This is a genomic window from Psychrobacter sp. FME13 (genome assembly GCF_014861395.1).
In the GTDB taxonomy this organism is placed as follows: domain Bacteria; phylum Pseudomonadota; class Gammaproteobacteria; order Pseudomonadales; family Moraxellaceae; genus Psychrobacter.
In genome coordinates this window covers 1-20,938 of sequence record NZ_RRYV01000002.1, presented here as the reverse complement: position 1 = coordinate 20,938, position 20,938 = coordinate 1, and the positions used below count along the sequence as shown (strand labels likewise).

37 protein-coding genes are annotated in these 20,938 nt (G+C 45.3%); 19 read left to right on the top strand and 18 right to left on the bottom strand.

Going from position 1 to position 20,938, the window contains the following annotated elements; all coding sequences use genetic code 11:
• Position 1: 1 nt before the first annotated feature.
• The 18 genes from EI164_RS00670 to EI164_RS00585 form a co-directional block, all read right to left on the bottom strand.
• Positions 2–2,497: a phage tail tip lysozyme gene (locus EI164_RS00670; protein WP_225739046.1), complete on the bottom strand. Its 2,496-nt coding sequence runs from the start codon at positions 2,495–2,497 to the stop codon at positions 2–4.
• A gap of 72 nt (positions 2,498–2,569) precedes the next feature.
• Positions 2,570–3,478 carry a hypothetical protein gene (locus tag EI164_RS00665; RefSeq protein ID WP_192518076.1) on the bottom strand — a complete coding sequence of 303 codons (909 nt, stop codon included), beginning with the start codon at positions 3,476–3,478 and terminating at the stop codon, positions 2,570–2,572.
• Complete coding sequence (locus EI164_RS00660; protein ID WP_192518075.1) at positions 3,420–4,142, bottom strand: helix-turn-helix transcriptional regulator; 723 nt, start codon at positions 4,140–4,142, stop codon at positions 3,420–3,422. The genes EI164_RS00665 and EI164_RS00660 overlap by 59 nt, the downstream gene beginning before the upstream one ends.
• Before the next feature lie 127 nt (positions 4,143–4,269).
• Complete coding sequence (locus tag EI164_RS00655; RefSeq protein WP_192518074.1) at positions 4,270–4,500, bottom strand: hypothetical protein; 231 nt, start codon at positions 4,498–4,500, stop codon at positions 4,270–4,272.
• Positions 4,497–5,846, bottom strand: a complete 1,350-nt coding sequence (locus tag EI164_RS00650) for a BRO family protein (RefSeq protein ID WP_192518073.1) — start codon at positions 5,844–5,846, stop codon at positions 4,497–4,499. Before EI164_RS00650 ends, EI164_RS00655 begins: the two co-directional genes overlap by 4 nt.
• Positions 5,843–6,319 (bottom strand): DUF1064 domain-containing protein, encoded by a 477-nt coding sequence (locus EI164_RS00645; RefSeq protein ID WP_192518072.1) that lies wholly within the window; start codon positions 6,317–6,319, stop codon positions 5,843–5,845. The genes EI164_RS00650 and EI164_RS00645 overlap by 4 nt, the downstream gene beginning before the upstream one ends.
• A gap of 14 nt (positions 6,320–6,333) precedes the next feature.
• A complete protein-coding gene (locus EI164_RS00640) occupies positions 6,334–6,639 on the bottom strand; it encodes a hypothetical protein (RefSeq protein ID WP_192518071.1) in 306 nt (101 codons plus the stop codon).
• Entirely contained in the window at positions 6,636–6,899 is a 264-nt protein-coding gene (locus EI164_RS00635; RefSeq protein WP_192518070.1) for a hypothetical protein, read from the bottom strand. Before EI164_RS00635 ends, EI164_RS00640 begins: the two co-directional genes overlap by 4 nt.
• A gap of 2 nt (positions 6,900–6,901) precedes the next feature.
• Positions 6,902–7,288, bottom strand: a complete 387-nt coding sequence (locus tag EI164_RS00630; RefSeq protein ID WP_192518069.1) for a hypothetical protein — start codon at positions 7,286–7,288, stop codon at positions 6,902–6,904.
• Complete coding sequence (locus EI164_RS00625) at positions 7,285–7,719, bottom strand: class I SAM-dependent methyltransferase (RefSeq protein ID WP_192518124.1); 435 nt, start codon at positions 7,717–7,719, stop codon at positions 7,285–7,287. Before EI164_RS00625 ends, EI164_RS00630 begins: the two co-directional genes overlap by 4 nt.
• Before the next feature lie 32 nt (positions 7,720–7,751).
• Positions 7,752–8,360 (bottom strand): replication protein P, encoded by a 609-nt coding sequence (locus tag EI164_RS00620; RefSeq protein WP_192518068.1) that lies wholly within the window; start codon positions 8,358–8,360, stop codon positions 7,752–7,754.
• Positions 8,314–9,237: a hypothetical protein gene (locus EI164_RS00615; protein ID WP_192518067.1), complete on the bottom strand. Its 924-nt coding sequence runs from the start codon at positions 9,235–9,237 to the stop codon at positions 8,314–8,316. The genes EI164_RS00620 and EI164_RS00615 overlap by 47 nt, the downstream gene beginning before the upstream one ends.
• Positions 9,234–9,728 carry an HNH endonuclease gene (locus EI164_RS00610; protein ID WP_192518066.1) on the bottom strand — a complete coding sequence of 165 codons (495 nt, stop codon included), beginning with the start codon at positions 9,726–9,728 and terminating at the stop codon, positions 9,234–9,236. Before EI164_RS00610 ends, EI164_RS00615 begins: the two co-directional genes overlap by 4 nt.
• On the bottom strand, positions 9,725–10,474 hold the full coding sequence (locus EI164_RS00605) for a Rha family transcriptional regulator (protein ID WP_192518065.1): 750 nt from the start codon (positions 10,472–10,474) through the stop codon (positions 9,725–9,727). The genes EI164_RS00610 and EI164_RS00605 overlap by 4 nt, the downstream gene beginning before the upstream one ends.
• A gap of 145 nt (positions 10,475–10,619) precedes the next feature.
• A complete protein-coding gene (locus EI164_RS00600) occupies positions 10,620–11,114 on the bottom strand; it encodes a Rha family transcriptional regulator (protein ID WP_192518064.1) in 495 nt (164 codons plus the stop codon).
• A gap of 31 nt (positions 11,115–11,145) precedes the next feature.
• Complete coding sequence (locus EI164_RS00595) at positions 11,146–11,328, bottom strand: hypothetical protein (RefSeq protein WP_192518063.1); 183 nt, start codon at positions 11,326–11,328, stop codon at positions 11,146–11,148.
• A 29-nt stretch (positions 11,329–11,357) separates the two neighbouring features.
• A complete protein-coding gene (locus tag EI164_RS00590; protein WP_192518062.1) occupies positions 11,358–11,558 on the bottom strand; it encodes a hypothetical protein in 201 nt (66 codons plus the stop codon).
• Between the two features lie 2 nt (positions 11,559–11,560).
• Positions 11,561–11,761, bottom strand: coding sequence for a hypothetical protein (locus tag EI164_RS00585; RefSeq protein ID WP_192518061.1), 201 nt, complete (start codon positions 11,759–11,761; stop codon positions 11,561–11,563).
• 102 nt (positions 11,762–11,863) lie between these two features.
• On the opposite strand from EI164_RS00585, the gene EI164_RS00580 reads away from it, so the two are divergent.
• From EI164_RS00580 to EI164_RS00490, 19 genes are all read left to right on the top strand, one after another.
• Positions 11,864–12,544: a LexA family protein gene (locus EI164_RS00580; protein WP_192518060.1), complete on the top strand. Its 681-nt coding sequence runs from the start codon at positions 11,864–11,866 to the stop codon at positions 12,542–12,544.
• Between the two features lie 233 nt (positions 12,545–12,777).
• Positions 12,778–12,936: a hypothetical protein gene (locus EI164_RS00575; RefSeq protein ID WP_192518059.1), complete on the top strand. Its 159-nt coding sequence runs from the start codon at positions 12,778–12,780 to the stop codon at positions 12,934–12,936.
• 302 nt (positions 12,937–13,238) lie between these two features.
• Positions 13,239–13,535 carry a hypothetical protein gene (locus EI164_RS00570; protein ID WP_192518058.1) on the top strand — a complete coding sequence of 99 codons (297 nt, stop codon included), beginning with the start codon at positions 13,239–13,241 and terminating at the stop codon, positions 13,533–13,535.
• On the top strand, positions 13,532–13,798 hold the full coding sequence (locus EI164_RS00565) for a hypothetical protein (RefSeq protein WP_192518057.1): 267 nt from the start codon (positions 13,532–13,534) through the stop codon (positions 13,796–13,798). Before EI164_RS00570 ends, EI164_RS00565 begins: the two co-directional genes overlap by 4 nt.
• Entirely contained in the window at positions 13,795–14,046 is a 252-nt protein-coding gene (locus tag EI164_RS00560; protein WP_192518056.1) for a hypothetical protein, read from the top strand. Before EI164_RS00565 ends, EI164_RS00560 begins: the two co-directional genes overlap by 4 nt.
• Positions 14,036–14,647, top strand: coding sequence for an HNH endonuclease signature motif containing protein (locus tag EI164_RS00555; RefSeq protein WP_225739045.1), 612 nt, complete (start codon positions 14,036–14,038; stop codon positions 14,645–14,647). The genes EI164_RS00560 and EI164_RS00555 overlap by 11 nt, the downstream gene beginning before the upstream one ends.
• Positions 14,644–14,814 carry a hypothetical protein gene (locus EI164_RS00550; RefSeq protein ID WP_192518055.1) on the top strand — a complete coding sequence of 57 codons (171 nt, stop codon included), beginning with the start codon at positions 14,644–14,646 and terminating at the stop codon, positions 14,812–14,814. Before EI164_RS00555 ends, EI164_RS00550 begins: the two co-directional genes overlap by 4 nt.
• Positions 14,814–15,473, top strand: coding sequence for an ATP-binding protein (locus EI164_RS00545; protein ID WP_192518054.1), 660 nt, complete (start codon positions 14,814–14,816; stop codon positions 15,471–15,473). The genes EI164_RS00550 and EI164_RS00545 overlap by 1 nt, the downstream gene beginning before the upstream one ends.
• Before the next feature lie 21 nt (positions 15,474–15,494).
• A complete protein-coding gene (locus EI164_RS00540) occupies positions 15,495–16,268 on the top strand; it encodes a hypothetical protein (protein ID WP_192518053.1) in 774 nt (257 codons plus the stop codon).
• Positions 16,269–16,277: 9 nt separating this feature from the next.
• Entirely contained in the window at positions 16,278–16,766 is a 489-nt protein-coding gene (locus EI164_RS00535; RefSeq protein ID WP_192518052.1) for a hypothetical protein, read from the top strand.
• 303 nt (positions 16,767–17,069) lie between these two features.
• Positions 17,070–17,579, top strand: a complete 510-nt coding sequence (locus EI164_RS00530; RefSeq protein WP_192518051.1) for a hypothetical protein — start codon at positions 17,070–17,072, stop codon at positions 17,577–17,579.
• Entirely contained in the window at positions 17,572–17,970 is a 399-nt protein-coding gene (locus EI164_RS00525) for a hypothetical protein (protein ID WP_192518050.1), read from the top strand. Before EI164_RS00530 ends, EI164_RS00525 begins: the two co-directional genes overlap by 8 nt.
• 9 nt (positions 17,971–17,979) lie before the next feature.
• Positions 17,980–18,393, top strand: a complete 414-nt coding sequence (locus EI164_RS00520) for a hypothetical protein (RefSeq protein WP_192518049.1) — start codon at positions 17,980–17,982, stop codon at positions 18,391–18,393.
• On the top strand, positions 18,390–19,364 hold the full coding sequence (locus tag EI164_RS00515; protein WP_192518048.1) for an exonuclease domain-containing protein: 975 nt from the start codon (positions 18,390–18,392) through the stop codon (positions 19,362–19,364). Before EI164_RS00520 ends, EI164_RS00515 begins: the two co-directional genes overlap by 4 nt.
• Positions 19,351–19,602 (top strand): hypothetical protein, encoded by a 252-nt coding sequence (locus EI164_RS00510; protein ID WP_192518047.1) that lies wholly within the window; start codon positions 19,351–19,353, stop codon positions 19,600–19,602. Before EI164_RS00515 ends, EI164_RS00510 begins: the two co-directional genes overlap by 14 nt.
• A complete protein-coding gene (locus tag EI164_RS00505) occupies positions 19,595–20,011 on the top strand; it encodes a hypothetical protein (protein WP_192518046.1) in 417 nt (138 codons plus the stop codon). The genes EI164_RS00510 and EI164_RS00505 overlap by 8 nt, the downstream gene beginning before the upstream one ends.
• A complete protein-coding gene (locus tag EI164_RS00500) occupies positions 20,004–20,279 on the top strand; it encodes a hypothetical protein (protein ID WP_192518045.1) in 276 nt (91 codons plus the stop codon). The genes EI164_RS00505 and EI164_RS00500 overlap by 8 nt, the downstream gene beginning before the upstream one ends.
• Positions 20,272–20,415, top strand: a complete 144-nt coding sequence (locus tag EI164_RS00495) for a hypothetical protein (RefSeq protein WP_192518127.1) — start codon at positions 20,272–20,274, stop codon at positions 20,413–20,415. The genes EI164_RS00500 and EI164_RS00495 overlap by 8 nt, the downstream gene beginning before the upstream one ends.
• A gap of 11 nt (positions 20,416–20,426) precedes the next feature.
• The gene (locus tag EI164_RS00490; RefSeq protein WP_192518044.1) at positions 20,427–20,645 is read left to right on the top strand and encodes a hypothetical protein; all 219 of its coding nucleotides are present in this window, start codon (positions 20,427–20,429) and stop codon (positions 20,643–20,645) included.
• Positions 20,646–20,938 lie beyond the last annotated feature (293 nt).

The following is a 20,938-nucleotide window of genomic DNA, read 5'->3' as shown; positions in this document are numbered from 1 at the left end:
ACTAACCCCACATCCTATCTTGACCAAAGCCGCCTGTAACCGCATGTGCTAACCCTCTATCCGACAAATTTTGATTAATTGTATCATTACTTGATTGCAATATAACAGGTTTATTGCTGCCACCACTGTCTAGTCGTTCTTTAATCTTAGGCATGGCGGGTATTTTTAGCACGGGTGTGGCTGGCAAGTTAGCAGGTTTGTAGCTACCGGTTGATGCAAGACTGCTTGCACTGGTCATACCACCAAGGCTAAAGCCTGTGGCGCTACTACTAGGCTTCGCCTTATTAGCAATACTGGTATTTACTGAGTGGCTATTGGCAATGCCAGCAGCAATCGCGGCACGTTCTCTTTTTTCACTCTCTACATTTTTTGGGCGCTCATAATACTGCGATACCACCGAACCCGCTTGAGCCGCATTAGTGGCCTTACGTAATCGCTTGCCAGCAGCCTGCTCTGTGCCCTTAGTCAACTCATAGTCAACAAAATCTAGTTGTTCGGCATAGGTTGCTTGTTTGATATTCTTACCGTACTTCTTCTTAAAATTAGCTTGTCTATCTGGATGCCACTGAGCCACGCCATAAGCTTTACCACTATCACCACTTGCCTTATGATCGAACTGACTTTCTTTTTGTAAGTTAGCAACGAGTCCAGCGGCTTGCTCTTTCGTCCACCCTTTGCTCATAAAGAAGTCCATCGCTTGGTTACTCTTAGCGATAGTAGACGAGCTTCTGGGTGCTGCTACAGCCTCGCTATTAATCATACGGCTAATAGTTGGCTTGATGCGTCCTGACTGGATATCCTCGTAGTAATCGGAGTTAGGCGCTGCGGTATTGCCGTACTTCTCGCCTTGCTTGTAATCCGAAACCCAACCGTCTTTAGTGTAGATCGCGGCGTGACCGTAGTTATGCTTAGACTTCTTGCTTGATGGCATACTCATAACATCACCAACTTGCGGTTGGTAGTTTTCATCATAGGCCACGTCCTCAAACTTACCTTCATTGCCCTTGCGTAGATTTGTTGCTACATCAACGCCGTGGCCGCTAGCTTTTAATCCTTGCGCTTGAAAAGCGTTATTAACATACTCAGCGCATTTGCCAAGTGATTCATTAGCCGCATTTTTTATAGCGTAGTCTGCCGCCCTTAACGCCTCTCCTGCTGGAGCGCCATTGCCGCCACCATCAAACCCAAAGAAGTCTTTAATACCTGCCGGCAAGTCCTTAACCCACGATCCAAAGTCACCAGCCGTCTTTAATATCTTAGAAAAAAACGGCTTAACCCCATTATTCCACGTATCACTCATTTTCTTAGGCAAGTTATAAGCAGTAATAGAGTTCGTCCAATCCTCAATATAAGGGGATGCCGCTGCGCCTAATGCTTCACCTGCACCGCTACCAAGCCAGTAACCAACACCACCGCCAATAATGCCACCAATAGCCGTGCCAATAACTGGCACAACCGAACCTATGGTCGCGCCTGCTGCTGCCCCTGCCAATGCGCCGCCAGCACCACCAGCAACACCGCCCACACCTGCGCTCTTCTCCTTGTGATTGAGGCCGTCCCAATCCATAGCAAGCGAACCTGCCCCAATCGCTGCCCCAATATAAGGTAGCTTTCTACCCAATCCTCTTACTAAGCCGCCACCTAACCCGCCTAGTCTACCAAGAAGCCCGCGACGACCACGACCACCGCGTCTGTTGCGACCACCGCCACCCAGTAAGCCACCCAGTAAGCCGCCACCAGAACCACCACTGCCTTGCTTTTTAATCGCCTTCCATATTTTATCTAATAACTTCTCATTCTCACGATTGTGGCGCGTCTCATCGTTAGGCAATGGCTCTCGGCGCTTCATTGACTTAAACTTTGACCAACTGAACTTAGCACCGCGTCCGGCAAGCTTGCCAGCGCGTCCGATAGGAGATAGCAGTTCTTTAGCCTCTCTAATACTATCAAGCATCGGATCCATGCCGCTAACATCATTACTAAGGCCGCCCATACCACCAGGCAAGCCAAAACCTCTTTTGCTATTACTACCATCCGATATAAAGCGCCCATTGGCATCACGCTCACGTCGAGCATTATCGGGTGAGTTGTTGCTTGAGCTTGTACTGCGATTACTTGAGCCGGATGAATTGCTACCACGATCAGCTGCGCTTGAGCTGGCACGGCTAATCGTTGAGCGACTAGCTGAACCGCTAGATGATCTATTGCTATTACGGTTATTGGTGCCATCGGTACTAGCTGAAGAGGGTATACGCGGGCGTCTATCGAGCGAGCTTGAGCGCGTGCGACTTATGCTTGCGCTGGCTTGTGATTCGCTACGATAGTTTGCGGATTTAACAGCGCGGGTAAGCTCTCGCATTCGTGTGTTGCCAATTTGGTTTTGGCTCTTGAGTATCTGAATGATCTCTTGCGTATCATCATGGACGTTATCAATCCCGTCCTTCATGCGATTAATGCCAACGATAAAGCCGTTAGCATCGTAATTTAGGGTAGTCATAATTGAGTGCCTGTATGTGTGTTAAGTCACTCAATTATCGCACTTGCCAGCGTTTAAGCGCCTTGGTGTTCCTTAGTCGTCAACTTGCGTATAGTCTATCTCTTCTATGTCGTCGTCATCGTCTGGCTCAGGCGTGCGCCCAAAGTCGCCGCTACTGGCTGTCTCCTTAATCCACTCAAGCCTATCATCAAGCTCAGCCTTCAATCTATCCCTTGCTTCTCGTTCTTGCCCGTCAATATCACCCAATGCCTCAAGCGCTCCTAAGCGACGTTCTTGATCGGACTGGCTAAAGTCCTCTGGGGTGATTCCGCATAAAGGCAATTCTACCTCGCTTATTGTCTTTGAAGCACGAGTGGTCACATCGAGCGCGTTGGCCAAAATATTTATCACTGCTATCTTTTTTTGTATGGTCTCAGGATCAGCGTCTATGTCCTCTAAATCATCAAGCAAACTGAGCGAAAGTGAAACCACATTGTCTTGAATATCGCCTTGTTTTTCCCATCTTTTACGGTGTTTAATAATCATGGTGGCGCGTTGCTTTGCGCTCATGACAATATTGTCGGTTATTTTCTTAATAACTTCGTTTTTTGGTGCGTTGGTGCGTGGTTTTTGGTCATTTTGTGCTTTATTAGTTTTAGAGCGCACCAACTTTGTTTTTTGTGCTTTTTGGTGCGTAGTATTCTGCTTGTTTTGCTCGCTTGGTGCGTGTTTTTTATTGCCTTTGATGCTCTTTTTTTTAGGTGATACGAGGTTGTTTTTAACCCACTCTTCTTTGCGTCGCCTCCTACCAACCGAAGTATGAGACTTAGGCGCATCCTCACCAAAATGAGTGGTAAGCTGGTCAGCAAGCTCTCTGTCAGTAATGATTGGTGTGTTTTCCCATATTAATTGTGCCGACTCCCAAACATCATCAGTAATATAATCAGCCACAATCCACCCCCACAAACACATCGTCAGGGTTAGCGGTAAAGCTATCGTCATTCAAGGTCTTAGGCTTGGCTAGCGGTATGCTGTACTGATAATGCTTATCACGATCTGCAAGCAATCTATGTCGATCCTCTTTATCGACACGCGCGGCTATCTGTGCCATCTGCATATCAACGGCTTGCACCTGTCTTGCCTGCTTAACCTCGATATCTCTAATAACCTGCATAACATCGCCTATCGCCTGATAAGTAGGGCTACCCACTACCGTGTTAGCGCTATCAGTCTTAGCAGTCTGGCAAAGCCTTTTTGCGCTGGCCAGCAATGCTTCGTGGTCGTTTTTACAGATAGATTTAACATGAGTCACCATGACGCTGGCAAGCTCAGTCGTTAGCATCTGAATAAGACTTTGAGACTGATTAACCACATGATTGACCGTACCTGCCAGCATATCAAGCTCAGGCTCACATGATAAGCCTAGGATATAATCCATTGATTGCCCATATAAATCTTGAAAAATAAGAAGGTCTGCCAGCGATAGATTGTGCTTGCCGTTTTCAATCTCGCTGATGCGATTGCGATTGTTTGACACACCCCATACCGCTTGCATGACCTCTGTTTGACTCATGCCAGCGTTACGCCTTGCCGCTGCCAAGTTTAGACCGACAGTCACATTAATACTTTTTAAATCACGCTTAGTAAAACCTAGTCGCTTAGCCATAGTGCATCCCTGAGATAATGAACATTGCAGCCACTTTGCAATGCAGATATAATCAACTCGCTATCGTTGTTCAGATCAAAAACTTATGTAATATCCAAACGTCCTTGCCTGCCAGCTTGGACGTTTTTTATTTATGTGCTACCGCAAAAACCCTGTGCTGCCAATCCCTACGGTCAAACCCTTGTCCAAAACACTGCTCACGCTTACTCATATCAACGCAATAATGGCGAGCTTTGTTGCACTCCAAATCTGCCTTGCTAGCCTCGTGACCCCATAACTTGCCGTTACTATCTACAGTTAAGCATTTAACCCAGCGGGGCATTGACGCTATCAAGCTTTTGGTGATTAATTTATTCATGCGCTCACCTCGCTACAAGACGCCTCACCTGCCAGCGCCATGTAAGCGGCACCGTCAAGATAATTATCTTCTTTGTGCTCGCCCTGCTCTGACCTTGCCAGCTTGAGACACGCCATAAACTTATAACCTTGTGCTGGTGTCATCTTGATACTCGTCAACGCCTCAAACATAGCTACAATCTTATCCATGCTACGTTCAGCACCATTGCCATTTTTATCGTATGACTTGCCACGTTCAACCATTGTTGCCACTGCCTCATTGAGTATCTGCGCGGCTTTGGGCGCATCACACTCCACGCTCAACTGGTGCTCGTTCATGCGCTCGCTTGCAGCGTCATACGCCTTATTGAAAAACGCCGCACCTCTATCACTACCCACAGCAGCATCAAACCTAACATTGAGCGATTGACCAAACGTCTGCGCTGGCGTGTCATCGTTGAATGTGTCGTCTTTCAATTTTTCTTTAGCCAATAGCATTACCTGAATCTCCTCCTTGCCTTTACCAAAACAACACCTTAAACAAGCACCGTTATTCGTAATAAACCCGCTATCCGTCGAGCCAGCCTGACACCGACTTTCACATAGCGGGCAAGACGTTGCTGTGCAGTCTTTTTTTGGTATAGTTGTCTTTACTTCGCTATCATTAGCCAGCGACTCAGGTATAGCGGGCGTCATCTTAGGCACAACAGTCATAGCGATAAACTGTCGCAAGTCATCACAAAGCTGGCCACCCCTATCTATCAAAATGCGGCGTAGCCCGTTATTGCTTACAAAAGACGCTCTAGTAGTTACATTGACCTTGTTAGGTATATTTAATAAACAAGCACTTTTCTTAGTGGCATGCTCTCTAACATACTTATCAAAAGCGGGTTGGTGTATCTTAATAATCTCTGCCACATCGCCTTTCCTAAAATAAATATCGTTATCTATAAAGACAGCCGTTAATCTTTTTTTATTAAGATTAAAATAATAGATGTTTAAATCAGCATCTTTATCGACATCAATAGGATCAATATTTAACCGATCAGCTTTAAGCGCTGGCACAATGCTATCCCTAATAGCCAATCTCAAGCTGTCTGTCTTACCATCACGCCGCCCTTGCAATATGCTGAAACACCCTTTTTCAGATATGAATCTATGGCGGTTTAAGCCGCTATGCTCGTTCTCCATCAAAAAGTAAGTCAGATCACTGTCAGTCACATGGTTGGTTAATGATTTACGCAAATTACCCACCCCTAACGCTTCACCAAGCTGGTAGAACGCTAACCACAACTTGCCATCTGCCACAACCGTAGTTATTGGCGAATTATTTACGTTAAAGCTAAAACCCCTCTTAACATCACTCATAAAATAAATTCCTTATTGTTTTTAACCGTGGTTTCGTAAATGATGATCCCGTACTTATGGGCCATCTGTTTTGATTTATCGATATAAGTTCTAGTGCGCCTGCCCTTAAAGTCCTCTACCACCTCGCAATCTTTTTCGATATTAAAATAAACAAAGTCAGCGATATAATTCATAGCCCTGTGCGTTATCTTGCCAGCCTCATCACGCATCGTAGGGGTCAGCTCAAACGGTACTTGCAAACGTATGTCTCTGATCCGTCCCTGCCTCTCAAATCGCTTTAAGTGACAGTAGCGGTCCCCTTCACCCGTGCTATCAAATCTTATGCCGTCGATGACGACTGGAATATTATTATGCTTAGATTTTTTAGCGCCTTTTGCGGGCCATAATCGCGCTATTTTTGCAGCGTTTGCCTGACCAACCTTACTTTCAGTGATATTCGACCATCTAATTGCTGCTTTACGTGCCAATTTCACACCCTCCTTCGTCTTTAAATCGTTCTGACTGATGTATGTACCGAACCCGTCACCAAGTCGCTTAAATCACTATCTAATGCGATACCGTCTTTACCCCACCGACACGGATCATTAAATCTCACCCCGTCAATCTCAATCGCGCTACATGAGTAACGCTGTAAATCGATGTTGTATGTCAAACCAATCACGAAATCTCCTGCCTTGGTCACTGCGACGTTTTTAAAGTACGTCATGGCGTTCGGCTTGCCAGCTTTGAGCGCTTGCTGGCGAGCTAGGTACTTCTGCTCGCCTGGCGTGTAGTCGGCTGGGTCCTTCTTCACGCACTCACCTCCCAATCCTTGCTACCCTTAATAAAACTTAAAAAATCCGTGTGGCTGATCTCATGCAAATTATTCAGCACGACGCCAACCGCTGCTGGACACGCCTGCTTAACGGCACTCACAATATCGTCATAGGCTGGCATGTCCGGCTGCTCAAATAAGACAATATCGTTAGAAACTGGCTGCCATGCTTTCGGGCTGCTGCACCAAGGCATGTCGATATGCACGAAGGCAATGAAGTGTCTGTCTGGTTTACTCATACCTAACCCCACTTCTTAAAATCAATAACCCAGACCCAATCATTGTTCTTATAAGCACCTAGACCGTACTTTTCGTCCCACACATCATCAAAATAACGAACATCATCCACAAGGCTTAACTGAGACTGGTCGCTTTTTCTGCCCTTGCGCTTAGGGTATCCACAAGCTCTAGCGTCCTGCTCGTTTATGTCCTGTATGCGCTCAATCCTAATGCCAGTTACTTTGATATTTAAACCAGTACCAATACCTACCCTGCTATCAATCCCCAATGATGGGTGGTGCAATCCGCTACTAGGGTATTTATCAGGCGGTATCGGCATTCTTGCCTGAGTTACTCTGCCAGTAATGACGCCTATTTTTTCAGCATCATTTAGTATTATCGCCTTCACACTGCCTCCTTCAAAAAACATATCCAATGAGTGTTTGAGCGCTTTCCGCTACGATGCCCGACTACTGGCTTTTGGTCTGTCAGTGCCAAAATGTCTTTTACTGGAATCTGATCTTCATTCCACTTGAATATCAATGTGCCGTTGGGCTTAAGCACTCTGAAACATTCCGCAAAACCATCTCTGATCATAATTGGCCAAGTTTCATCGAGTTTGCCGTACTTGAGTGCCATCCATGAATCCTTGCCAGCTTTACGCAAGTGAGGCGGGTCAAAAACGACCATGTGAAACTGCTCATCATCAAACTGCAGGTCGGTAAAATCCATTACCATATCTGGCTCGATAATCAATTCGCGGCCATCGCATAGCGTGTGCTGCTCACTGCGTTTGTCTGTAAACACCGCTCGTTCATCCTTTTTATCAAACCAAAACATTCTGCTGCCGCAACAAGGGTCTAGTATTAGCTTCACACCGCCACCCTCCGCAACTCTGCCAACTGCTCACTGATCTTCTTATCCACCTCACTACCTGCCTGCACTGGATGATGACTGTGTGCAATCTGACGCTCTACTGGCACTAAAGACAACGTGCCAGCCTCATGCTCGCTGCAAACCTGCTCATAAACCTTGCTGAAATAGCTCAGAAACTTGTTGTCTGCGGTTTTGAGCCTACCCATGCCAACTCTGTGCGCTGTTAGCTGTACGACATCGTGGAGCCACTGACGCTTGACGTACTTGTCTTCGATCAAGCCGCTTTGACTGCAAGCGTTATCAAAAGCTTCTGTGGCTGAGGGGTACGTATCAATCTCACCTTGCTTGCATAGCTTGATAAACTTGTAAGCTCGCTCTACTGGATAATCCTGCTGCTTCATTGCTTGCCAGCGTCCACGTTGGTACTGTTCGCCGTTGATACCTGACTCTAGTAGCTCAACTGCCCATTCGCGTGCCTTGGCTGGCGTGTAACGATGTTCTTTGTTGTCAAACAATGCGCCGTACTCTTCTTTGAGTTCTGCAAAAAGATTTAAAACTTTAGCTGTAGCAGTCTGTATGGCTGTCGGGCTGTACTTCGATTCCAAACTCTTCGTTAAACTCTCGCTGCATCCGCTGTTTGTATTCTTCTGTAGTTTCTCTGCGAGGTTTGTTGTTAGCTGATTGGTTGTTTGCATATCCGTTCCCCTGAAAGTTGTTTGTTGGCTGTGGGTGTTCTATCTCATCAAGCCACGCCTTAGCGTTCAACCAAGTGCTAGGATGTTTTCTATAACGTGGTTCTGAAGCAAGAATGATGGGTGTCTGTGCTTTTACAGCAATCATGATCGTTTCAAAAAGCTCAACTGGATTGCTTGGTTTCTTGTGGCTGCCTTTACCTGTGAATACGTTATTCCAAGTCTTCTCTGCTTGTCCCTTGCCCTTCTTGTTTGGGTAAAGTTCATAGAACTCTTCAAAACTTTCATCAATCCAATCACCTGAATTATCACTGTCACTGGTATTCTTATTACTGGTAACCTTATTAATATTGGTATCCTTATCTGTCGGATTTACATCCGTGTTTTTACCTGTATTCTCGGATTTATTTCCGACCTTACTCGGATTTATATCCGTGTTTTTGTCCGTTTCACCGTTACTCGGATTTAAATCCGAGTTGATTTTTGCGTTCCATGTCTTACCTTTTTCAGTCAACATAACAAGGTCTTTTACGCCTTCTTTGATGTACACAATTAAGCACTTTTCTTCTAAAACTTTTAAATTACGATAAACAGTGTCGGCTTTTTTATAGACGACTGGCAGTTCATCCAGTACCTTGTTTCGTGAAACCCAGTAGTAAACATCTTCGCCTACGATATGCGTTTTAGCCCATGAGCTAGATTCGTTAAGCAAGTCAAACAAAGCGCCTTGAGCGACGTTTAAACCCCACTCGTGGCATTTAACATAGTTAATACGACCGTGGTATCTCATTTCGAGGCCTCCCATTCCTGCATAGTCTTGGTGCCTTTTTGTCGGTTGCACGACCGACAAAGTGTTTGCAGGTTTTCTATATCGTTACTACCGCCTTTTGCTACCGGCATAATATGATCGATACATAGGTTCTTACTTGCACCACAAGCAATGCAGCGATAGTCGCTAGCTTCAAGCACAGACCTCTTAACAGAATCCTTTAGCTTCTCTCTATGATTGCCACGCCCAAATAAATCATTTCTATCCCATGTGGCTAACGAAAAAGAGCTTCTGCCAAAGTCTGATGCAGAAATATTGCTAATTAAGTCTGCACAGCGCAAACAAACAAAAACATCCTGATCTATGTAGTCGCTATTCGCATCTTGGTCGCATAACTGGCACTTAATAACACCATTGCAGATAGTTGCTGGTGTAATCTCACCAATAGGCTGCCTTGTATCAACGTGAATGGATTTTTCTTGTTGTTCGGCTTGGTAGTCTCTGAATCTCATACCGCCTCCAATTCTTTGTTGCGCTCTTTCTCAAGCATCTCTGCAATCTTAGCCACGCCTGCTGCAGTAAATTTAACCTGCACTGTCACAAGGTTTTTACCGTTCTTGCCTGCATAGCTTGTGATTTTTTGAGTCATAAAGCCTTGCTTGATACGGTGCGAGTAAGCCCTTAACTTGCCTTTGTCATCGCGGTACATAAACCTTGATGACACTGGCTTGTTTTCATCGGTACAACGCGCTATAAACTTGCGCTCTGGTATGCCAACCGTGTTTGCTGTCTCACGTATGCCAAGAGAGCCTTTAGCGTGACTGAGCGTGTCTAATGCCGCTGCTTTAGGCTTTAACTCTGTGACCTGAGCTTGTGCCGCTTCTTTAGCTTTATATTCTTCTGCCCATGCAATCGCTGCATCTGCTGGATTAGTAAAGTTAGGTAGTGCTGGCATGACCGGTTGGCTAGCTTGCGCCTCCAGTTCTTGCCAGCGCTTAATCACCGTATATCTAAAACGTGAGTTATAGCCAGCGACTAAAGTGAGCGTTAAGTCTTTGTTTAAACTAATCTCTGACGTATAGCCGCGACTATCAAAAACCTCTTTAAAATCAGCATCATCCATAGATGGATCATCTATCTGTGATAGCATTGACCGAATATCGCGTATGACATGCGAGTGATCTTTCTTGGTGAGCGCTGCGATTTCACGACTGCTCATTGTTTTGCTAATGTCAGTTACTTGCATAATGTTGTTCATAGATATATACTCCAATTTCTAGGTTTAGTTTTGTTGAAACGCTCTCAGTTTGCCCTGATGAGCGTTTTTTATTGCCTTTTGCGCTGCTCCTGCATCTTCTCAGCGTGTTTGATTTCACGCTCCCACGCCTGAATGTCTTGCTCAGTCATTTCATACCCTCCAGTCTTGGTTGCATCTTGATTTTGATTTCTTCGATCTTGCCGTTGTTTAACTTCTTGGTTTCTTTGCGCTTGGCTAGACCGTGGCCGTGGAAGGAGCCTTCTGCAAAATCGACCATTTCTTTTCTCTGCCAATATTCAAGCTGCTTGGTTAATGATAGGTTTTGCTTTTCGAGATAAATCCAGCGGTCAACAATGTCGGCCGTAAATTCAGGGGATAATTGAGCAACTACTACAAGACTGTCGCGCTTGGCTTTTTCGCCTTGGAAAACATACACTTGAGTCACCACGCCATTTGCTGATTTAATCCCATCCACCATTGGGGGTTGGGATATAATCGCGTTGCGATGCTTGTTATTGGTTGATAGCCGCTTAATACTCTGTTTAACCTTGTCGTGACGACTGCCTACCAACTCGGCAATATCAAGACTGGTCATCTTGGCTTCGTTGCTGCTAAATAAATCGCTTAGTATTAGTTCCATTTTTGTCACCTTTTCGGTTACCGAAAATCATCTACTCGATGATCCTTATTGATTTAGGGTTCTCGATACGCTTACGCATATCTTCTTTTGACTTCTTAACAAGTTGATTGGCTGCGTGAGCAGTAAACTCATCTACCGTCATGCCAAGTTGGTTTGCCGCCCATTTGATGTCGTCTATCTCGTCTTCCTTAAAATGTGTTGGTATATCAGGCATAAGCCCTCCTTTCGGTTACCTAAAAACGCCTAAACTGCGTCTTCCATGCCTGATAGATTTCGTTCAAACTCTGCTTTAAGTTCTTCGACCAGACGTAGCGTGGCTTTACGGACTAAAGTGCTTTTTTGTAATCCGGTTAGGTTCGCTACGCTGTTTATCGCTTCAATTTCATCATCATTAAAGCGAGCATTGACCCTGTGGTCTTTGATGTGTCGTGGGTTGTCGTACATGGTTAGGCCTCCTCTAGCTTTATAAGTTTTGGAATATCGGCCTTTAAATCGCCGTTGGTTTGAAGTTCGATAATTGCTTGCCGTCCTTCAGGGATTCCGTTTTGTTTGTAATAGGTCAGTTGCCCGATAGGGACGCCAAGTTGCTTACTTATGTCTCTATAGCTCTGACCGTCGAAGTAATCTAATAAATCATCGAAAGTCATGTTCGTATTCCCGTTCGCTTAATGTTCGTATATTAGAACACATTGTTCGAGAATATGTCAAGCATTTATGTTTTGATATGCGAACAAACAGGAGGAATACTTATGAATAGCGCAGCAGATAGAATCAATCAAAGAATGTCGGAGCTAAAAGTAAGCCAAGCTGACATAAAGAGGGCGACTGGCGCAGGTAAGGCGACTATTAGCAGTTGGGTTAATGGCAGCACCAAACCATCAGGCGAGTATGCGAGCAAATTAGCGGCATATTTGCGCTGCAATACTGATTGGCTGCTAACAGGTGTGGGTAGCATGAATAACGCGCCTAGCGAGCGATTAACCCCACTAGGCACTGAGCGTGTCGATGTTGACCATGCTATGAATGGCGAGGTGCCAGTTATCAGTTGGGTAGCCGCGGGAAACTGGGCGGAGGTTATGCCGACCACGTTAGATGATGTTATAGACTGGATTCCAAAGCCCGCGCATTTATCTGATATGGCGTTTGGATTAGTGGTTCGAGGTCGTAGTATGTGGCCTGAATTTAAGCCTGACGAAATTGTTTACGTTGAGCCAAACATAACACCTTGGGATTTAAAAGACGGCGATCTGGTCATTGTGCAATGTAACGACGATACGGAAGCCACGTTTAAGCAGCTTGTTATGGGCAATGGTTATGATGATATGTACTTAAAACCACTTAACCCTGATTGGCCTGACCAAAAAATGCAGCCCATGACCGAGTGCAACTTGGTTGGCGTTGTAGATAGTAAATATACTCGTTATAGATAAGCTAAAATAATTTAACACTCAAAGCCCCGTATATCGGGGTTTTTTATTGCCTATGTGAAAATAGTTCGCTTTTTAGAACAAAAGTGTTTGACAGTTTGGTTCGTATATGCGAACATAGCGTTACTGGTTAAGAACAACCACATCGCAAGGCAAAACGCAGACGACGCAGCGATCACTAGCTGTCAATGCTGAATTAACCAACGGTCTATGACCACTACTACGGAGATAAAAGCATGGAATTTGAATTTACGGTATTTCTTGATAGCGGCGAAGAAATTACCACAACTGAATGGGTTCATGATGTTGATGAGCGCATGGAGGATTTGCGCGAACAATACGGCGAAGATTGCCACGCTGTTAGAGCAAAGCCTTTGAATCAGGAGAACGCATGAGCGAAGTAGATATAAGGGTGCTTAACGCGTATAGAGCAACATCAATCTACACAGTCAACGCGGTAAAAGCAGCAATAGAGGATATGGGGCAGAGTTTAGCGACCAGTTAGCCGCATCAGCAATGCAAGGACTTATTCAAGCCCACGCTGGCAAGCAAGTGAGTAGCGTTCAGATAGCGCTGTCAGCAGTGCAACACGCCGACGCTTTAATCGCTGCGCTTAACGTCAAAATTCAGGCATAAAAAAGCCCCAATCAGCATGAACTGATCGGGGCATAACACTCTACTACGGAGTAATTAGATTATGACAGGTTTATTAGAACGAATCAACACTGGCAGACACGCCAGCCCAATCGAACTATCAGGTTCAGAATTAGCAAAAGACGCCTTACGTGGCCGCAACCATGATGACAGTTTGATTTTATGCGCTGTGTCAGATGTTAGTGATGCAGATGCAATTGATGAAATGTTTGTCACGTACATTCATTGCTTTCACGGTACGCAGTTTATATCCGACCTTGGTGTGCCGCACCTATACGCAGTGCCAGTCAGCGAGACAGGCAACCCATTAACCAGTAGTGAATTAAGGAGAGCAATGTGAGCAAGTTACTAGCCAGCCTATTACTGGCAGCCGTTGGAACATGGTCAGTCATTGCTTTTGCAGTCGCGCCAAACGCTGTAGACAGCGAATTTGCAAATCAAGATGCACAAGTCGAGCGTCACAAGTTGATGCTGGCGGGTTACTACGAGGACAGTGATTTTGATGCTGATTTGAATGATGTTGAATACGAGATGTCAGACAAAGCCAAAACAGCGGCACATGCAAACAAGGTTATCGCGGAAGCGTATGGGAGAAAGTCATGAGTAAGGACAGAAGTACCAATGCCTTAAATGGCCACTTGCACGACCAGTTGGAACGCCTTTTAAATCCAGATATGGAAGAGAAAGACTTGGATTTAGAGGTTAAGAAAAGCAAGGCGGTTGCTTTGATTGCAGCGCAAATTATTGATGGTGAGCGAGTGGTTAATCAACGCGCCAAGTTGATAGCAGACCATGCTCCCGCAAAACTCGAAGAGTATTTGATGCCGCAAGGAGTTACCTATGAGCCATGATAGTCGCAAACGCGCCCCTATTGCTTATTCTGATATTGAGCTGGCATGGATAGAAGTTAATCAGGCAGGTATCAGCAGAAAAGAGCTGTCTCAAAAGTTTAATGCAAAATTTAATCGCAATGTTGCTCAGCAAAACATCACTGGTCTTTGCAAAAGAAATAAATGGGCAAATGGCCGCGATACTCGCATGAAGAAAGGTCAGAAGTCATGGAATAAAGGCGTTACTGGTTACATGGGTGCTAACAAAACTTCATTCAAAAAAGGAAGCGTGCCTCACAACCATAAGCCTGTGGGCTACGAACGAATAAGAGATGACGGCTATGTCACAGTGAAAGTCGCAGAGCCTAACAAATTCCGCCTCAAGCAGTTAGTGGTTTGGGAAGCGCATCACGGAAAGCTAAAGAAGGGTTATAACTTGCGGTTTCTGGATAACGATAGAACTAATTGCAATATCGACAACTTGATGCTTATACCGCGTGCGGTTAATTCAATAGTCAATAATCGCAATCCAGCCAATACACAAAATAGCGACCTCAATAAGTCGATATTACTCACAGAAAGCATTGCATGGCATGCGAATAAGATGGAGTGCCAATTATGAGTGAGTATCAACAAGATCAAGCCTCATGGGAATGGATGGATCAGGAAGAGCAGCACTGGTTCGCGAACAATATCAGCGAGCAAGCCAGTGAAGATGAAAAACAAATGATGGGCCAGATGCTAGCGCAGTTTGATAGCGTGTTTGGTCTTAGTGAGGAGAGTAACTAATGGCTATCGTGACTTTAATTCTAGGTAATAGCGGTTCGGGCAAGTCTTTTAGTATGCAAAATCTCGACCCGTCGCTATGTGGCGTTATCAACGTCATGGGTAAGCCGCTACCCTTTCGAGCCGGCAAGCAATTTAGAAAGCTGAACACGGATAATGCTTACGAGATTAATGATCGTTTGCCAACCTTTCAAGCGCCTATCGTGATTATCGATGACTTCCAGTACATCATGGCCAATGAGTTTATGCGCGGTGTGACCGATGAAGGTGGTGGCAACTCAGTATTCCAGCGCTTTAATCGGATTGGTCAGAACGCTTGGAACATTCTGAACACGGCTATCAATAATACGCACCCTGACCAACGCATCTACATTTTATCGCATATCGAAGAGGTGGAAGGCAAGACGAAGATTAAAACGATGGGCAAGATGCTCGATGAAAAGATTGTACTTGAAGGCATGGTGACTATCGTACTGCAAACCACCATTCGTAATGGCGAACATTACTTTATGACCAAGAATGACGGCACCACCACTGTTAAAACGCCGCATGAAATGTTTAACAGTGAGTTGATACCGAATGATTTAAACGCTGTAGATGACGCAATCTGCGACTTCTATGGCATTGCAAAAAACCCTAATCAACAGGCGCAAACAGCCTAACTTTAATTTAAGGATTTACTTATGAACTTCCCTACTATCCAGCTAAACGAAACAGCAGCCCTTAAAGCCAACACCGGTGGCGGTATGTTTTTTGATGGCAATACTGAGCAGCTAGTCAAAATTGGCCGCGCTGAGTTTGTTGTATCAAACAACACTGGCACAACCGGCATGGCTTTTGATGTGTTCAACAAAGATGGTCAGAAAGGTTACTTCACTCTTTGGTTTATGAAGCAAGACGGCAGTTATATCGAAGGCTTTTACAACCAGCTACAAAGCATTATGGCGGTCACTGGCGTTACGACACTCACCCCAACGCAAGCTAATATCGACAAGTACGATGCTGCGGCTGGCAAGGTGGTCCCAACTCAGATGACGGTGGCCAATGAATTAATGGGCAAGCACTTCACTGGTCTGTTTATTGATGAGTTTGAAATTTACAACGGTGAGAAGCGCAAGAAGACGCAGCTGTTCGCCGCCTTCAATCAGAAGCGCCAGACTTTGCAAGAACAAAAGGACCAGGCACCGCCACAGCAGATTGAGGTGCAGATGGAGCGCCTGATTGGTTACTCGCAGAAGTCAGAAAAGGAAGTTGATGCACAGATGGGCGGCAATCGAGGCGGCTATAACAATCAACGTACTAGCCAGCCACAAGGCGGTCAGCAGAATAACGGCGTCACCTATCAGCGTGGCGGATCTACTCAGAACCAGCAGGGGCATCAAAACCAGAACAACGCGCCAGCCAACAACCCTGCCATGAATGGCGGTGGTCCAGTAGATGAACAAATCCCATTCTAGGAGGCTGTAATGATTAATTGTAGATACTGCAAAACCGACAAGCCGACCGATGAATTTTACCAATCGGCTATTCGTAAAAATGGCACTGGCGATTGTAAAGAGTGCATACGCAGCAGGGTTAAAGCCAATCGAGCTAAAAACGCCGATTACTATAAGCAGTTTGACCGTGACAGAGCTAACCTACCGCATCGTGTGCAAGCTCGCAAAGAGTACGCTCAAACCGAGCAAGGCAAAGATAGGCAACAAGCAAGTGTTAAGGAGTGGAGAAAGCGAAACTCTAGTAGCTATAAAGCTCACGACCTAGTAAACAACGCTGTCCGTGATGGTCGATTGCATAAGCCCAGTCAATGCGAGTTATGCAGCAATGAGTCAGCCCTACACGGCCATCATTGCGACTACAACAAGCCGCTGGATGTTATGTGGTTATGCGATCCGTGTCATAAGGCTTGGCACAAAGATAACACGCCTATTTACTGTGACGAGCGCAAGCTGGCTTGACGGTCAGTTTTAACTTATTGGAATAACCAGTTCGGCAGCAGCACAGGCGCAAGCCTAGAATGCTTTGGAGATATGAGGACTGCTAACTATCTCTCGGCATACCGTAATAGTAAGAGGCAGACAAGCCGAAAGCGAATCTCGTATGCGAGTAAATTCTAAATCCGACTCACCGCCGTAAGCGGTCCCTACTTAGCTTGCTACGGAAAAAATACTATGAACACAAAAACGGCAACAATTATCGACATCAAGGCGACCGACACAACCAGGTACGCCCAAGCGACGCAGGTGGCATCGTCGCAGATCATGTTCACTGATACAAATCAGGGCGTTATTGAAGTAAACCCCAAGAAGCCTTGGGAAGAAAGCCATCATCTCTGTTATGTAAGGCGCTCAATCACAAGCGAGCAAAAAGGCTTGTACGGCATTCATCACAGAGAGCTGGACGGTGCTGACTACTACAAAAATGTCTTAAGTGACGTTATGGCCAAGGTTGAGACAGACTATATCGTCTGTCACGACGCAAAGCAGATCATGCAGCTATTGTCTAACGCTGGCGTGCCGGTCGATGCTTTTGATTTTATTTGCATGTCATCGGTCACCAAAAAGCTTTATCCAAAACTTGGTAGCTACACGATACCGACGCTGATTTATGAGTTTTGCGAAAACACCGCTATCGCTTGTATGCCGCACAACTGGCATGGCCGTCACGACATTGGGTTTATGCGTCACGTATTTAAGCAAGTCAGCATCTTAAATGGCCTGCACACGATGCAGGATTGGTATGAGTTAAGTTTGGAGGTGGTGCATGGATAGCGATAAGTTGTTGGAATGCTCGAAGTTTAGTCACTTGGTTTTATTTAAAAAACCACCTTGTGATATCGGTAGTGTCTTGCTGCACCTGCCGACCAGTAGTTATAAGTACGATCTTTACTTTCATCTGTGCGACGAAGATAAGGTAAGGGTGTCGTTATGGCGGTACTTTTCAAACTCTTGGCACAGCGAGATGCAAGATAGCGTGACGGTAACAGTTGATGATTATATCGAAAATATGCACGTTGTCGATGAAGCTTTGTCGAAAGTACAGGTCAATGTCTTGACCAACTGCGCGTGGATCGATCAGCGCGACGCACAATCTATTTACAAGCACTACAAAAGCTTAGCGTCGAGTGCAAAAACAAAAAAGCAAATGGATATGTTTGCATAGGAGCAACCAATGGCTAAAGCTAAAAACCGTGATAAGCGCAAGAAGGTAGCACAGCGCAAGGCTAATCAAGCCAGCGCTGGCAAGGCTGAATACTACGACGGGTATCTACGCATACCGCTCGACAACATGCTAGACGGTGACGAGGTACGCAACCGCTCAGTGTTTGTTGGCGAGTGGCACGCTAAACGCGCTGAGATACTAAGCGAGCCGCGACTCTTTAAAGTCACAGCGCATATCTTTAATAGCAAAGGCGATAAGGCAGTTGCGACTATCGACTATCAAAGCGCTGGCACGAATGAGAGCATCGCAGAAGCCGCTACTATGGCTTTTGACGCTGCTAGAAATGGCACGGCTGATATGAATATGCGCGAGTCCTATATTGTGGTTCGCGCTCAACGGAATAATAAGGAATTAAAGGTATGAACACGCCAGCAATGATTATAGATTTTGAGGCGACCGATGTTAGCAAAGAGGCTGAAGCGACACAGCTTGGGTATCGAAATGTTTATTTTGACCACACTGATAACTGTTTATCAGCGGAGGTTATTTACGATACAGGCAGTATCGCCAGCCACACAGTCAACTGCAAACCTGACCGAGCAATCAGTTATGGCGCAATGGCAGTCAGTCACATTACGCCAGACGACGTAAAAGATTATCGCAATCATAAGATGGTGGTACCGCAATATCTGCCAGTTGGCGAGGCTTATATCATCGGCCATAACGTCGATTTCGATATCCAAGTCGCTGCTAATGCTGGCGTCGATGTTAGCCAGTACAAACGCATTTGCACGCAAGCGCTGGCGCGTCGATTGCTGCCGAACTTGGATAGTCACTCACTAGGTGCACTCACCTACGCGATTAATCCTGATCTGGCACGTCAGTATTGCCGCAATGCTCATAACGCTGGTTACGATGTGACGTTTACGCTATGGCTGCTGGAGGAGATATGCGAGATTGGGTTCTTCACCAGCATGGAACAGTTATATCTTGCCAGCGAATCAGCTAGAACACCTATCGTTTTTGATTTTGGCAAGCATAATGGCAAGGCGATTAAAGAAGTGGCTTGCCACCCTAAAGACCGTGAATACTTTGACTGGGTTTTCGACAATATCAAAGACAAGCCGTACTTGATCAAAGCGTGTCGGCAGGCAGTAGATAATATTAAGTTGCTTAATTGGCGGCATGAGCGAGGCGGTTTGCCTGCTATTGCTGAGGTTGATAACGGCGATAGCTATCATATATGTTCAAGACCTGACGCGCCAGCACCGTACATCGCTATCAAGAAAGCTGGCGGGCAAGTGGTTGATGATGCTTATTTTGACAACACTAACGATGCAAAGGCTTGGTGCAATAAGCATTTCAACATGGGAGCTTTTTATGAAGAAGAATAGTGAAAAAGTGGTTGTCCGGACCGTTTCGGTTGATGGTCGTGAACTAACGCACATTGGCACTCAAAGCGGCATTGAGCTTTACCAAGATGATAAAGCTGCTGAAAACATTTTATATGGCGTGAAAGACTATAAGGTTCTTTTTACGATAATGGCTGAGTCTCTAACCGAGGTTGGACATACCGTCGAATTTACGATGCTTACAATTGATGATGAAAGCGATGGAGTCGGCTGTGAATAATAAAAAAGAAGTGAATGGTAGGTTTTTTGATGCTGAAGTAAGGTGCGAGAGGTTTATCCCTATCTATATGTGCTTGGCTGAACGACCAAGCCAAGACTTGATGGACGCTGTGCTTGAAGAAGATGGTATTTACGATCTGCTAGACCTACCCCACGATATTGAACCATCGGACGTTTATGAGGTGTTGTATCACACGGGCAAGTTTGGTTTTCTGGCTGAGTTTGCCACACCCATACCTATACATTTTGGAGAAGGTGGTAGATCGTGGACTAGCGGCTGGGGTTATTATCGAAAGAAATGGTTTTACGCCGATGATATCGAAAGCCTTGAAGATGCAGCGGTTGAGTGGGCGCAAGATCACTTTGAAGAGTGTAAGGCTGAGTCGATGAAGGAGAAGCAAGGTGGATAAAGAACGCATAGACAAGATGGCGCTTTCCAGCGGTCTTGAACATAAAAAACTTGATGATGGCTCGATGGGTTTTCGTCCATACATCTACAAGTTTGTTGAGCGCATCGAAAGCCATCTTTCTCATAAGTATGACGAGGCACGCAAAAAGGATCAGCAAGACTTAACGACACTGCGGCAGCGAGTCCAAAGTTTGGCTGGCGAGAATATCAAATTGCGTGCTGCCATTGGCAATGCGCGTGAATGTTTAGATGAGGTGTCTAATGGGTGATGCTAATTGTCCTGAATGTGGCGGCGGTTATACCTGCCAAGATCAGGTTACGGATGGAGAAGTGGTAACAGCGACTTGCCGCGACTGCAAAACCGAGTTTGAGGTTGAGGCAAGTGTTTCTTTTAATATGGCTTGATGGAGAATGACATGACAGGCGTTTACTATACGACAAACGACATTAAAGATATTTTTGGCTGGAAGTCTGACAATACTGTTTATCGAAAACTGAACTCAGGGTTTCTTCCTAAGCCCGATTTACCGGGCAATCCAAACAAGTGGTTAAAATCCAAAATTAATGCTATTGTGAGTCCTGATTGCGATACGAGTGTTAATCCTGACTTTGGGACCAAACCTAGCGTTAGTTAGTCACCACTTTTAGTAATAAGGGTATCTATAAGGGTATTAACCACTGATAAATATAATAAATATATATTTATCAGTGACTTATATTATAACTTCGAGTCTTGGTGGGCGCACCAATCATTGTATTTAGACATAACCTCGCATTACCTCAAACCCTCCAAACCCCTTATACATATACATAGTTGTCTTTATTGACCCCACTCTCAACTTCGAAAGTGATTGAAAAAAGAAGAGCACCTCACTAATCTATTGTTTTCGACCAAGAATACAATGGAGTTGTGAGATGCCCATAGACG